Below are 13,695 nucleotides of genomic sequence, written 5' to 3' on the forward strand. Positions count from 1 at the left end.
AGTGCGTCAGCGCCCCTTCGGCAGGCCGAGCATGCGTTCGGCGACGATGTTCCGCTGGATCTGCGAGGTGCCCGCGGCGATGGTGTACGAGAGCGAGGAGAGCCGGTCCAGGACCCATTCCCGGTCCAGGTCCGCGCTGTCCGCGCCGAGCACCTCGGCGGCCGCCTCGTACAGCTCCTGGCGGGCGTGCGAGTAACGCAGCTTGAAGACCGAACCGCCGGTCCCGGGCACGCCGCCGTCCCCGGCCCGCTGCGCCTCGCTGACGTTCCACTGGGTGAGCCGCCACAGCGCCCGGAATTCGGCGTTCAGCCTGCCCAGCCTGCGGCGCAGCACCGGATCGTCCCAGCGTCCGGTGCGCCGGGCCTCGGCCGCCAGCGCGTCCAGGGTGCGGCGGCAGGCGACGACCTCGCCGACGAAGGCCGTACCGCGCTCGAAGGAGAGGGTGACCATGGTGACCCTCCAGCCGTCGTTCTCCGCGCCGACCCGGTGCGAGAGCGGCACCCGCACCTCGTCGAGGAACATCTCGGCGAACTCGGTGGACCCGGCGAGGGTGCGCAGCGGGCGGACCGTGACCCCCGGCGCGTCCATCTCCATCGCGAGCCAGGTGATCCCGCGGTGCTTGGGCGCCGCCGGATCCGTACGCACCAGCAGCTCGCACCAGTCGGCGACCTCGGCGTGCGAGGTCCAGATCTTGCTGCCGCTCACCACGTAGTGGTCGCCGTCGCGCACCGCCCTGGTCCGCAGCGCGGCGAGGTCCGAGCCCGCGTCGGGCTCGCTGAACCCCTGGCACCAGATCTCGTCGCCGCGCAGCACCGGGGGCAGCCAGCGCGTCCGCTGCTCCGCCGTGCCCTCGGCCGCGATCGTCGGGCCGGCGTGCAGCAGCCCGACGAAGTTCGCGCCGACGTACGGGGCTCCGGCCTTCTCCGTCTCCTCCAGGAAGATCAGGTGCTGGGTCGGGGTCGCGCCCCGGCCGCCCGCGTCGACGGGCCAGTGCAGGCCGGCGTATCCGGCGTCGTACAGCATCCGCTGCCAGGCCGTGTCGTACGCGCGGCGGCCCGGCCAGTCCTCGGGGCGGGGCTTGGCCGGCAGCCCGGGGAGCACGGCGGCCAGCCACTCTCGCAGCCGCGCCCGGAATTCCTGCTCCTCCTCCGTGTACGCGAGATCCATCGCGGGCCTACTTGTCGAGGTCCAGATCGAGCATCCGGATCGCGTTTCCGCGCATCAGTTTGTAGACGGTCTCGTCGTCCAGTCCCTTGACGTGGTCGAGGGCGACCTCCTTGGTGTGCGGGAAGGTCGAGTCGACGTGCGGGTAGTCGGTCTCGAAGGTGGCGTTGTCCCGCCCGACGACGTCGAGCGAGGCGACGCCGTGCTTGTCGCGGAAGAAGCAGCAGAAGATCTGCCGGTAGTAGTACGTGGACGGCGGCTCGGGGATCAGACCGCGCACCCCGCCCCAGGCCCGGTGCTCCTCCCAGACGTCGTCGGCACGCTCCAGGGCGTACGGGATCCAGCCCATCTGCCCTTCGCTGTAGGCGAGCTTGAGCTGCGGGAACTTCACCAGGACCCCGCTGAACAGGAAGTCCATCATCGAGGCCATGGCGTTGTTGAAGGAGAGGCTGGCCTGTACGGCGGGCGGGGCGTCCGGCGACGCGGCGGGCATCTGCGAGCTGGACCCGATGTGCATGTTGACGACCGTGCCGGTCTCCTGGCAGGCCGCGAAGAACGGGTCCCAGTACCCGGTGTGGATCGACGGCAGGCCGAGGTGGGTGGGGATCTCGGAGAAGGTCACCGCGCGCACCCCGCGGGCCGCGTTCCGGTGGATCTCCGCGACCGCGAGGCCGATGTCCCAGAGCGGGATGATGCAGAGCGGGATGAGCCGGCCACCGCTGTCGCCGCACCACTCCTCCACCATCCAGTCGTTGTAGGCGCGCACGCAGGCGAGCGCGACCTCCTTGTCATGGGCCTCGGCGAAGGTCTGGCCGCAGAAGCGCGGGAAGGTCGGGAAGCAGAGACTGGCCTCGACGTGGTTGAGGTCCATGTCCTTGAGCCGCTCGGCCGGATCCCAGCAGCCGGGCCGCATCTCCTGGCGGGTGATGCCCTCCAGCGTCATGTCGTCGCGGTCGAAGCCGACGGCGGCGATGTTGCGCTTGTACGGGAACTTCAGGTCCTCGTAGATCCACCAGTCGGTGGGCGGGCCGTCCGGGTCCATGGTGATGACGTACTTGCCGCCCGTGTAGGCCAGCTCACCGATGCCCGCGGTGAGCGGCTGCGGGCCGCGCTCGCGGTACTTGGCGGGCAGCCAGGTCGAGAAGAGGTGCGGCGGCTCGATCACATGGTCGTCGACGCTGACGATCCGAGGCAGTTCCGTCATGGTGTCCCCTCCGGCGCGCGATTTTCTGATGACCCGTCAGATCTATGTCGCCATCAGGCTAGCTCCGCACCCCTGGACCGACAAGGCGCAGCGCTCTACGCTCTCCGCACTATCTGACTGTCCGTCAGCTGAGAGGGGTCGGCCGTGACCGGGACCGCGCACGCGCTGGGTGCATCGGGCACCTTCTGGGAACTCGTCGAACGCCGGGCCGGCCTGACCCCGGACCGCCCGTTCCTGATCCAGGACGACCGCACCCTGACCTTCGGCGAGCTGCGCACCCGCGGCGAGCGGGTCGCGGCCGGGCTGTGGGAGAAGGGCGTGCGGCCGGGCACCGTCGTCGCCTGGCAGCTGCCGACCCGGATCGAAACGGTGCTGCTGTCGTTCGCGCTGACCCGGATCGGGGCCGTGCAGTCGCCCGTCATCCCGTTCTACCGGGACCGCGAGGTGGGGTTCGCGCTGCGCGAGTCCAAGGCGGAGTTCTTCGCCGTACCGGGCACCTGGCGCGGCTTCGACCACACGGCGATGGCCCGGCGGCTGACGGCGGACCGGCCGGTGACGGTGTTCGAGGCGTACGCGTCACTGCCGGACGGCGATCCGTCGGTGCTGCCGCCGCCGCCCGGCGACGGCACACGGGTGCGCTGGATCTACTGGACCTCGGGCACCACCTCCGACCCGAAGGGGGTGCTGCACACCGACCGAAGCCTGATCGCGGGCGGCTCCTGCCTGGCCCACGCACTGCACCTGACGGCGGACGACATCGGCTCGGTGGCCTTCCCGTTCGCCCACGTCGGCGGGCCGGACTACGCGGTGATGCTGCTGCTGTACGGGTTCCCGGCGGTGCTGCTGGAGCACTTCGCGATGCCGGACGCGCTGGCGGACTACCGGCGCCACGGGGTGACGGTCGCGGGCGGGTCCACGGCGTTCTACTCGATGTTCCTGACCGAACAGCGCAAGGAGCCGGACCGGAAGCTGATCCCCAGCCTGCGGCTGCTGGCCGGCGGCGGGGCGCCGAAACCGCCGGAGATCTACCACGCGGTGGTCCGGGAGATGGGCGTCCAGCTCACCCACGGGTACGGCATGACCGAGGTCCCGATGATCACGATGGGCGCCCCCGACGACACGGTGGAACACCTCGCCCGGACGGAGGGGCGGCCGCCCGCCGGCATGGAGATCCGGATCACCGACGAGGACGGCAAGCCGCTGCCGCACGGCACGGACGGCGAGGTGCGGCTGCGCGGGGAGGCGGTCTGCAAGGGCTATCTGGACCCGGCGCAGTCCGCTTCGGTCTTCGACACGGAGGGGTTCCTGATCACCGGCGACGTCGGCCACGTCAGGGCGAGCGGGCATCTGGTGCTCACCGGACGGCTGAAGGACATCATCATCCGCAAGGGCGAGAACATCTCCGCGAAGGAGATAGAGGACCTGCTGCACCGGCACCCGGACGTCGGGGACGCGGCGGTGATCGGGCTGCCGGACCCGGAGCGGGGCGAGCTGGTCTGCGCGGTCGTGGAGCAGCCGGCAGGCGCCGCGCCGCTGACGCTGGAGCGGGTCACGGGGTATCTGCGGGCCGAGGGGCTCTCCGTGCACAAGCTGCCGGAGCGGCTGGAGGTGGTGGCGGCGCTGCCGCGCAACGACGCCCTGCGCAAGGTGCTGAAGTACCGGCTGCGGGAGCAGTTCGCCTGACGGGGCGCGGGTGCGGGTGGAGCCCGCCCGAGGGGGGCGGAGCGGCGCCCCGCGCCCCCTCGGCCCTACGCGTCCGGCGCGATCACCGTGAAGTAGTCGGCGAAGGCCGACACCGCGTCGTTCTCCGCGATCCAGCCGTCCTGGTCCGCGTCCAGGCTCCGCGCCGCGAGCTGCGCCGTCCCGGCGTCCGCGCCCAGCACCCGCAGCGCCCGCTCCACCGCGGGTACGGCCGCCGTGCCCCGGTCGTCCGGGTCCGCCACCGCGATCGCCGCGCGCAGGAAGGGGCGGGCGATCTCCGCGAAGCGCTCCGGGTTGTCGCGCAGCCGCTTCACGGCCCCGCCCACGAACTCCTCACGGTTGACGCGCTGGTCCCCGTCGACATCGGCGATGCCCGCCATGCCCTGCCAGAACGCCTCGGCCCCGGTATAGAGCGCCTGGCCCTTGTCGCAACGCGCCGTCGTGCCGAATTCGGCGAGCAGACGGGCCGCGGCTGCATTGAAATCCGCGCGATCGATGTATCCGTTGCCGTCCTGGTCGAAGGCGGCGAAGCGGTGGGCGATCTTGCGCTCGTACTCTGCGCTGTCCATGCGGGGAGCGTACGACGCCGGAAGGCCTCACGTGTCACCTTCGCGCTCCATCGTCGTCACGGCCCGGTCATCGCCGCCCGCCCGCGGTCCCGCCCCGGCGTGCCGGAGCGATGTCCGGAGCGGTCTCACGCGGAGAGCGGCCGGGCCCGGTCGTCCACGGCCGCGTACCGGTCGGGGTAGACGTCGAAGAGCCGGCGTACGCCGAGGGCGGCGAGCACCCGGTTGACGTGCGAGCCCTCCTCCGCGCCCCGGGCCGGCAGGACCAGCCGCAGCCGGCCCCCGCAGGAACGCATCAGCCGGCGGGAGGCGATCAGTACGCCGACCCCGCTGGAATCGCAGAACAGGACCTCGGAGAGGTCGAGCACCACGTCGTGGCGGCCGACGGCGACCGCGTCGTGGACGGACTGGCGCACCGCGGGCGATGTCAGCAGATCCAGCTCGCCGCATATGCGCAGTACGGTCCACCCGCCCTGCACGGTCTCGGCCACTTCGAGTGGCTTCCGGGAATGTTCCTGGGTGAGCCGGGGGGCGTGGCTGGTCGCAGCCCGGGGGTGGTTTCCGGGAGGGCAAGGCTTGATCACGCGACTGGGCCTCTCGTTCCGGGGCTTCCGACGATCCGGAAGTTTCCGTTCCTTCTCGCGGCTGCCCCAGCCGCACCCCTATGAAACACCGAACGGTCCGGCAGAACACAGCGGGAATCGGGCACAAATGATCTGTTCAGGACTGATTCCGCCGGTGCCGGGTGCCGCATTCCCTATCATCTCGGGCCTCTTGAGGGGCGTACTTGCCGTAATGGAAGTGCCCGGCCGACGCCGCCGACTACATTCGATGTGACGAGGGGAACAGAGCAGAGGAAACGGGTCGGGGGTCGCATGGCCAAGAACGCACCGCCCCGCTGGGACCGCAAGATGCAGCAGCGGCTGGCACGCGGTGAGGCGGCGGCTCTCGGTGAGCTCTACGACCGGTTCGCCTCGCTGGTGCACAGCCAGGCCCACCGGATGCTGGACGACGAGACCGCAGCCGACCTGGTGACCCGCGAGGTCTTCGGCTACGTGTGGGAGAACCCGGACGCCTACGACCCCAAGCAGGGCTCGATGCGTTCCTGGGTGGCCCGGCTCACGCACCGCCAGTCCGTGCGGCGGCTGCGCGAGGAGCACGGCCACCACGACGGCCCGGACCACGACGGGAACGGCCTGGAGGAGCGGGTGCACCGGGCCACGGTCGCGGCCCGCGCCGACTACATCGTCACGTCCATGCCCGCCCCGCTGCGGGCCGCGCTGGAGCTCGCGTACATCCAGCGCCGGGACTACCGGCAGACCGCGACCGACCTCGGGGTCACCGAGGACGAGGCCCGCCGCCGGCTCCGGCTCGGGCTGCAGCTGCTCTCCACCGCGCACACCCGCCCGCTCGAAGGGACATCGCCGCCCGGATACGGACGGCCCCTGTGAACGGCGACGAGGCGGGCGGGCGCGGCGACGACGGACGCGACGACGAGGTGCGGGACGCACGGCGCATACCGGGTCCCAGGGCCGCCGCGGACGACTTCGACCTCTCCGCCGTACCCCTGCCACCGCCCGTCCCCGTGACCCCGCCCGAGGAGCCGCGACCGGCCGGGCGGCCGACGCCGGAAACCGCCGTGGCACCACCGGACCCATCAGCCCCGTCGCACCCGCCGGTGCTGACCCACCGCGTCCTCAAGGCGCTCCTCGGCGCGTGGGCCCTGGCGGCCTGCTCCGCGGAGGAGACCGAGGCCGTCGAGGCACATCTGACCGAGTGCGCCGCCTGCGCGGACGAGGCCCTGCGGCTGCGTGACGCCGTCGGGCTGCTGCAGACCGACCGCAGCCTGGACCTCGACCCGACGCTGCGCACCCGGGTGATCGACGCCTGCCTGAGCCGCCGCCCGGCCGACATCCCGGTGCCGGACTGGGCCACTCCGTACGACGCGGAGACCGCGCGGCTCGACGCGCTGCTCCGTGACATCGGCAGCTCGGAGTGGCACGCCCCGGTGCGCCTGAAGTGGTTCGAGAGCGAGCAGGAGGCCGGCCGCAGGACCACGGTCGCGGGCGTCATCGGCCATCTCATGGCCGTCGACGGACTGATCGGCACCGCCCTCGATCTCGAAGTGCCGCTCGGCGAAGGAGTCCTCGGCCGGGGCGCGGACTGGCCGCTCTCGCCCACCGCACGCACCGAGAAGTACTGGTCCGCCGCCCGGCGGCCACCCACCCGCGCGATCCACGAGCCGTGGCGCGCGCAGAGCCACACCCTCATCCGCACGGTGTCCTTCGCCGGCCGCGGCGTCTGTGAGCTCTCCGTCTCGTACGGGGACTTCGCCCTTCCGATGCACGACGCCCTGCTGGACCGGGCCTTCGAGTGCTGGGTGCACGGCGGCGACATCGCGGAGGCGGTGGACTATCCGTACGAGGCGCCGTCCGCCGCCCACCTCAACCGGATGATCGACCTGGCGGCCCGGCTGCTGCCCGCCGTCCTCGCCGAGCGCCGCAGGACCGGTCTTGCCGGGCCCGCCCGGCAGCTGGTGACGGCCGGTTCACCGGGCCGTTCGCTCCACCTGGAGGTCGAGGGCTCGGGCGGCGGCGACTGGTACATCCCGCTGGACTCCCCGGCCGCGCTCGGCTCCCCCGCGCACACCGTGGCGCAGGTCGCGCTGGACGGCGTGGAGTTCTGCCAGCTGGTGGCCGGTCATGTGCCGCCGGTCGAGGCGGCGGCCGGTCAGGAGGGCGACCGCGAGGCCATCCGCGACGTGCTCCGCGCCGCGGCCTCGCTGAGCCGCCTGTAGGGCGTGCCGCGCCAAGGGTTGTCCCGTGATCCGCCGGCCGCCCGCCAGGGGTTACGGGGCAGCCCTCAGTCGAAGACCACCGTACGGCGGCCGTTGAGCAGGATGCGGCGCTCCGCGTGCCACTTCACGGCCCGCGCCAGCGCCTGGCACTCCACGTCACGCCCGATGGCGACCAGCTGGTCCGGCGTGACGCCGTGGCCCACCCGCTCGACCTCCTGCTCGATGATCGGCCCCTCGTCGAGGTCCGCGGTCACGTAATGCGCCGTCGCACCGATCAGCTTCACACCACGGGCGTGCGCCTGGTGGTACGGCTTCGCGCCCTTGAAGCTCGGCAGGAAGGAGTGGTGGATGTTGATGATCCGGCCGCTCAACTGCTTGCAGAGGTCGTCCGAGAGGACCTGCATGTAGCGGGCGAGGACGACCAGCTCGACGTTCTCCTCACAGACCAGCTCCAGCAGCTGCGCCTCCGCGGCGGCCTTGGTCTCCTTGGTCACCGGGATGTGCCGGAAGGGGACGTTGTACGAGGCGACGAGCTCCGCGAAGTCCGTGTGGTTGGAGACGACGGCGGCGATCTCGACCGGCAGCGCCCCGATCCGGGAACGGAACAGCAGGTCGTTGAGGCAGTGCCCGAACTTGCTGACCATCAGCACGACCCGCATCCGCTCCGAGGAGCGGTGGATCTGCCAGTCCATCCGGAAGGAGTCGCCGACCGCCGCGAAACTGGCCCGCAGCTTCTCCACGGTCACCGGGGCGTCCGCCGAGAAGTGGACCCGCATGAAGAACAGACCCGTGTCGTGGTCGCCGAACTGCTGGCTGTCCTCGATGTTGCAGCCGGTCATGAAGAGATAGCTCGACACGGCATGCACGATGCCCTTTTTGTCGGGGCAGGAGAGGGTGAGGACGTACTGCTCGGGGACGGTGTCGGCAGGCTGCGGCGCGGTCATCCCCGTAGCGTGCCACACCGGCCCGGAATCAGGCCGACCTGGTCATTATGCGGAGCACGTCGAGGGAGCGCGGCGGCGTGCCGGGGTCCTCGCCGTCGTTGCCGGCGAGCAGCACATGGGCCTCGCGGGCGGCCTGTACGGCCTCCTGCCAGCCGTGGTGCTCCAGGTACGCCGAGACGGGGGCGTCGGCGCCGACCTGGTGCATGATGCGCAGCACCCGGAGCACGGCGACGTCCACGAGAGCGGCCTCGTCGGTGTCGCGGAAGATCGTCCCGATGTACTTCTCGGCGGACCAGTTGTCCAGCCAGGTGTCCTCGACCAGGCGGTACACGGCGTCGGTGACGTCGCCGTACCCCTCCCGGCCGGCCAGCCAGCACTCGTGGTGGAAGACGGGGTCGGAGAGCATGTGCAGCGCCGAGCGCACGTTGCTGCGCCAGCGCCACCAAGGCATGTCATTCAGCGGCATGCCGCCCATGGTGGAGGAGCGACGGCCGCGACGGGAAGAGTTCTCCGAACCTTGCTGCACGGTCATCGATCGTACGTTCCCTTTTTCGCCGCCCGTACCGGCCCCCGTAATTCACCCGGATGTCACCGAACGTTGAGCGGAGCACACTGCGGCGTTACCCCGAGGCCGGAAATGTTCATGCCCATGACCGGATGGCGACGCCCCACCTCCTCCCGCCCCTACAAGTTCCTCACATGTACGGCGGCGGCCGGGGCGTTGCTGATCACCGGTTGCGGCGTACTCCCTGGGGCCACGGGGGGCTCCAGGGAGCCCGTCACCGTTGTGACCTGGGCCCCCGGCGGGGTCACGGGGCCGGACGCGGTGAACATGGCGGGCATGACCGCCATGGCCCGCGCCTACGCCCGCTGGGCCGACGCCGACGGCGGGCTGGACGGTCACAAGCTGCGCGTCGTCACCTGCGACGAGAAGGACACCTCCGCCGGGGCGGCGAACTGCGCCCGGCGGGCCGTCAAGGAGAAGGCGGTGGCGGTCGTCGGCTCGTACAGCCGGCACGGGACGGCGTTCATGCCGCTGCTGGAGGCCGCCGGGATCCCCTACATCGGCGGTTACGGCGCTTCCGACGAGGAGTTCGGCAGCTACAACTCCTACCCGGTCAACGGCGGCCAGCCCGCCCTGCTCGCGGGCAACGCCCGGCAGCTGGCCCGCAGTTGCGAGCGGGTGTCCGTGGTCCGGCCCGACAGCGTGAGCGGCGACGGCCAGGCATGGCTCCTCAGGGCCGGCCTCACCGAGGCCGGCCGGCCCGCGCCCACCGACATCCGGGCCCCGGAGTCGGCCACTTCGTACGAGGGGGCCGCCGCCCCCGCGCTCCGGGCGGCAGGGGCGTCCGACGGCTGTGTGACGGCCGTGCTCGGGAGGCGTACGGAGACCTTCTTCGACTCCCTCCGGCGGCTCGAACCGGAGTACGGGGACGTCCGGATCTCCTCCGTGCTGGGCAGCGTCGACCAGCCGCTGATCGACAGCACCGGCGGCCGGAACAGCCCGTTCGAGGGGGCGTACATCACCGGCTGGTACCCGGACGCGGGCGACGCCCGCTGGGACACGATGCGCGACGTGATCCGCGAGCACGCCTTCGGCGACAACCGGATCGACCCGGACGACACGGGCGTGCAGACCACCTGGATCGCGTACACCGTGCTGAAGGAGATCGTGAAGTCGGTCGACTCCCCGAAGATCACCCCCTGGAAGCTCTCCTCCGCCCTCAACCGGGGCACCCCGGCCAGGACCGGCGGCCTCACCCCGGTGCTGCGCTGGGGCTTCGACGACATGCTGGGCTCGCCCTCGTACCCCCGGATCGTCAACACCAAGGTCACGTATCAGGTGGTGCGGAACGGCCGGCTCGTCGCGGACCGGAAGGGCTTCATGGACGTCTCGAAGACGTTGTCGGACGCCAGCTCGATGAGCTGACCCGCGGCGCCCGCCCGGATTCACGGGACGGGCGCCGCGGGACCGGCGTCTCGGGACGGGCCGTCACAGCTCCGTGGCCGCCCGGCTGGTCAGTCCGTACTTCGACGCGATCGAGTTCCACAGCCCGGACGCCTGCCGCTTCGCCTTGCTCGCCTCGCCGCTCTGCACGGTGGCCGCTTGCGTCTCGGAGGTCGTACGCGCCTTCCCGTGCTTGCAGACCTTCTTGCCGTTCTTGGCCTGCCCGGCCCACGCGGCGTAGTGCTCGTCGGCGGCGGCGGAGGCCCGCCAGGCCTTGGTGAGGGAGGCGGTCAGCTGGGCGTGGTTCGGCAGCTTGTCGACGGACAGCCCCTCCAGCCGGGTGACCAGATCGCGGCGCTGCTGGGCGGCGCCCTTCAGATCGGTGACGGCCTGGTCCAGGTCCTTGCAGCTCTTGGTCTTCTCGACGGCCCCGATGACTGCGGCACGGCTGTTGTTGCTGTCCGCGAGCAGCTTGTCGAGCGCCTCGGCCTGCGGCTTCGCCGGATCGGCGGCGGCCTGCGTGGAGGTCTCATCGGCGGATGAACTCGCCGCGGCGACCGGCTGCTTGTCGTCCTTGCCCTTGTCGTCGCCACCGCCGCTCAGCAGCGCACCCGCGCCGAGCCCGACGACGGCGCAGCCGGCCACGACGGCCGCGATCAGCGTGACGTGGGCCCGCTTCCTGCGCGGCTGCTGCGGCTCCTCGTCCATCGGCCGGTACGGGGCCAGCGCGGGGTGCTGGGCCTGCGGGGCCCCCTGGTACTGCGGGGCGCCCCGGTGCTGCCCGGGGTCGAGGTGGGGCATCTGCTGGGTGGCGCCCGCCGGTTCGTCGCTGCGGAACAGGTTGTCGAACTCGGCGGGCGGCTGCCGGTCGCCCGGGGCTCCGGGCCTGATGCCGTAAGGGGTGCCGCCGGGGACCGGCGGGATGAACTGGGTCGCCTCGGCGTCACCGCCGTTGCCGGGCTGCTGCTGGTACGCCTGCTGCTGCGGCGGCACCGCGTGGCCGAGGAACGTCGTCGACTCCGCGGGGTTCTCCGGCGGCAGCCCGCCCGGCACGGGCCCACCGGGCACCGGCGCGATGTACTGCGTGGCCTCCGCGTCCCCGCCCATGCCCGTCCCGGGCATGGCCTCGGGCGGCAACGGCTGCACGAACGACTGCGGCGGCTGGGACTGTTGCCGCATCTGCTGCGGCGGCTGCCCCTGCTGCGGCGGCTGTTGCATGTGCTGCGGCGGCTGCATCTGCTGAGGTTGCTGCATCTGCTGCGGCTGTTGAGGCTGTTGCATGTGCTGCTGCTGCATGTGCTGTTGCTGGACGGGAGGCAGCGGCTGGGCCTGCGGCATCTGGGCCTGCTGCGGGGCGGGCGGCTGCCCGTACCCCTGCCCCGGCTGCACCTGGCCGTACTGCCCCTGCCCGTACGCCCCCTGCCCCTGGGCATGCGCCTGGGGCTGCGGCTGCTGCGCGGGGTCCTGGTGCCCCGCCTGCGGCCCCCAGGGCTGCCCCCACGGCTGGCCGCCCGCCGGGGCGGCCTGATCCGCCGGCCCCCCCGGTATCCAGGGCTCGCCGCCACCTGCGGGCAGCACGACACCTTCGTGCGTGGGCCGTACAGCAGGGAGCTGCGGCTCGTCACCCTGTCCGCTCTGCGTCACCGGGACTCCTACGTGTGAACCTACGGAATCGTCGGCTCACGCTATCGGGTGGTCACCGCCGTTCGCCAAGCGTGTGTTGTCACTCACCAGCCCTTCACAAGCGCTGTAACGCTCAGCGCGCTCAGGACGCAGTTATGGGGGCACCCGGACGCGTCCACCGGCCGGGCCCCGATCCCGGGCCCGGTCAGGCCGCCTGGAGCTCCAGCCGGGCACCGAACTCGCGCACCGCCGACTCGTCCCCGTACGGGATCAGCCGCTGCTGCAGATCGTCCAGATACTCCGCTCCCCGGCTGGAGCGCACCGATCCCAGCAGCTCCATCGCCCGGATGCCCGTGTGGCAGGCCTGTTCCACCTCGCGCATCTGGACCTGGGCCGTGGCCAGCAGCACCAGACCGATGCCCCGGCGGCGGGTCCGGGACTCCGGGTGGCCGGCCAGGGACTCCTTCGCGCGGCGCGCGGCGGCCTCCGCCTGGCCGAGGTCGCGGTGGCAGTGCGCCAGCTCGTCCGCGAGATACGCGCGGTCGAAGTGGGCGATCCAGTCGGGGTCGTCGCCCGTGCCCGGTTCGGCCCGCTCCATGGCCGCCAGTGCGCGGCCCGTCACCGCCTGGCAGGTGCGGGCGTCGCCGAGAAGGGCGTGGCCGCGCGCCTCCGCCGCGTAGAACATCGCCTCCGCCCTCGGGGTGACGCGCCCGCGCGCGCCCTCCTGCGCGGCCCGGGCCAGCTGGGCGATCTCCCGGGGGTTGCCGAGCTGCGCGGCGAGATGGCTCATCGAGGCGGCCAGCACATAACCGCCGTACGCCCGGTCGCCCGCCGCCTGGGCCAGGCGCAGCGCCTGGATGTAGTAGCGCTGGGCGAGCCCCGGCTGGCCGGTGTCGACCGCCATGTACCCGGCGAGTTCGGTGAGCCGGGCGACCGCCGCGAACAGCTGCCGGCCGACCGATTCGCAGTACGCCCCGGAGAGCAGCCCGGAGACCACGCTGTTCAGGTAGTGCACCAGGACCGGCCGCACATGTCCGCTGCCGAACCGGTGGTCGAGGTCGACCAGCGCGGTCGTCATCGCCCGCACCGCCTCCACGTCCGGCATCCCGACGCGGGCCCCGGCGGACCTCGCCACCTGCGGGTCGGCACCGGTGATCAGCCAGTCACGGCTGGGTTCGACGAGCGCGGACGAGGCGACCGCCGAACCGGACAGGAAGTCCCGGCGGCCGACATCGCTGCGCCACAGCTCGCAGACCTGCTCGATCGCGCCGATGACGGTCGGGGCGAACTGGAGGCCGACGCCGGACGCCAGATTCTTGCCGTTGGCCATGCCAATCTCGTCGATCGTGACCGTACGGCCGAGCTTGCGGCCGAGCGCCTCGGCGATGATCCCCGGTGCCCTGCCGCGTGGTTGCTGTCCGCGCAGCCAACGGGCCACGGACGTCTTGTCGTAGCGCAGGTCGAGCCCGCGTTCCGCGCCGACCATGTTGACGCGGCGGGCGAGTCCGGCGTTGGAGCTTCCGGCTTCCTGAATGAGCGCCTGGAGCCGTTCGTTCGGCTGGCGGGCGACGAGAGGCCTGGCTGCCATGTTTCCCCCTGAGGCCGCAGTGGTCATTGAGCCGATCACTGCCCGGCGAATACGCGGAAAATGCACAGATTCATCGTGTTCGTCACGTGCGTCGTGTTCCTTGTCATTCCTGTCGGCATATGACAGAGGCCGACCGTTCCGGACCCGCACAACGGCTGTC

12 protein-coding genes are annotated in these 13,695 nt (G+C 71.9%); 4 read left to right on the forward strand and 8 right to left on the reverse strand.

The genetic code is table 11. From position 1 onward, the window contains the following. Positions 1–6: 6 nt before the first annotated feature. Both OHA19_RS17445 and OHA19_RS17450 read right to left on the reverse strand, forming a co-directional pair. The gene (locus OHA19_RS17445; protein WP_405715551.1) at positions 7–1,167 is read right to left on the reverse strand and encodes an acyl-CoA dehydrogenase; all 1,161 of its coding nucleotides are present in this window, start codon (positions 1,165–1,167) and stop codon (positions 7–9) included. A gap of 7 nt (positions 1,168–1,174) precedes the next feature. Continuing rightward, on the reverse strand, positions 1,175–2,368 hold the full coding sequence (locus tag OHA19_RS17450) for an amidohydrolase family protein (RefSeq protein WP_405715549.1): 1,194 nt from the start codon (positions 2,366–2,368) through the stop codon (positions 1,175–1,177). A gap of 144 nt (positions 2,369–2,512) precedes the next feature. Here OHA19_RS17450 and OHA19_RS17455 point away from each other — a divergent pair, with 144 nt between their 5' ends. Beyond that, entirely contained in the window at positions 2,513–4,051 is a 1,539-nt protein-coding gene (locus OHA19_RS17455; RefSeq protein ID WP_405715547.1) for a class I adenylate-forming enzyme family protein, read from the forward strand. 65 nt (positions 4,052–4,116) lie between these two features. Here OHA19_RS17455 and OHA19_RS17460 read toward each other — a convergent pair whose 3' ends face one another. After that, positions 4,117–4,638, reverse strand: coding sequence for an EF-hand domain-containing protein (locus OHA19_RS17460; RefSeq protein ID WP_405715545.1), 522 nt, complete (start codon positions 4,636–4,638; stop codon positions 4,117–4,119). A 125-nt stretch (positions 4,639–4,763) separates the two neighbouring features. After that, positions 4,764–5,126: an STAS domain-containing protein gene (locus OHA19_RS17465; protein ID WP_405715543.1), complete on the reverse strand. Its 363-nt coding sequence runs from the start codon at positions 5,124–5,126 to the stop codon at positions 4,764–4,766. 384 nt (positions 5,127–5,510) lie between these two features. On the opposite strand from OHA19_RS17465, the gene OHA19_RS17470 reads away from it, so the two are divergent. Further along, a complete protein-coding gene (locus tag OHA19_RS17470; protein WP_405715541.1) occupies positions 5,511–6,086 on the forward strand; it encodes an RNA polymerase sigma factor in 576 nt (191 codons plus the stop codon). After that, a complete protein-coding gene (locus tag OHA19_RS17475) occupies positions 6,083–7,432 on the forward strand; it encodes a zf-HC2 domain-containing protein (protein ID WP_405715539.1) in 1,350 nt (449 codons plus the stop codon). The genes OHA19_RS17470 and OHA19_RS17475 overlap by 4 nt, the downstream gene beginning before the upstream one ends. 65 nt (positions 7,433–7,497) lie before the next feature. Here OHA19_RS17475 and purU read toward each other — a convergent pair whose 3' ends face one another. Next, positions 7,498–8,376 (reverse strand): formyltetrahydrofolate deformylase, encoded by an 879-nt coding sequence (purU, locus tag OHA19_RS17480; protein WP_405715537.1) that lies wholly within the window; start codon positions 8,374–8,376, stop codon positions 7,498–7,500. Between the two features lie 28 nt (positions 8,377–8,404). Further along, a complete protein-coding gene (locus OHA19_RS17485) occupies positions 8,405–8,908 on the reverse strand; it encodes a hypothetical protein (protein ID WP_405715535.1) in 504 nt (167 codons plus the stop codon). A 117-nt stretch (positions 8,909–9,025) separates the two neighbouring features. On the opposite strand from OHA19_RS17485, the gene OHA19_RS17490 reads away from it, so the two are divergent. Beyond that, on the forward strand, positions 9,026–10,306 hold the full coding sequence (locus OHA19_RS17490) for an ABC transporter substrate-binding protein (RefSeq protein ID WP_405715533.1): 1,281 nt from the start codon (positions 9,026–9,028) through the stop codon (positions 10,304–10,306). 63 nt (positions 10,307–10,369) lie between these two features. On the opposite strand, the gene OHA19_RS17495 is transcribed toward OHA19_RS17490, so the two are convergent. After that, positions 10,370–11,968, reverse strand: a complete 1,599-nt coding sequence (locus OHA19_RS17495; protein WP_405715531.1) for a hypothetical protein — start codon at positions 11,966–11,968, stop codon at positions 10,370–10,372. A gap of 184 nt (positions 11,969–12,152) precedes the next feature. Continuing rightward, positions 12,153–13,535 (reverse strand): transcriptional regulator, encoded by a 1,383-nt coding sequence (locus tag OHA19_RS17500; RefSeq protein ID WP_405715529.1) that lies wholly within the window; start codon positions 13,533–13,535, stop codon positions 12,153–12,155. Positions 13,536–13,695 lie beyond the last annotated feature (160 nt).

This window comes from Streptomyces sp. NBC_00012 (assembly GCF_045040875.1).
Taxonomy (GTDB): domain Bacteria; phylum Actinomycetota; class Actinomycetes; order Streptomycetales; family Streptomycetaceae; genus Streptomyces.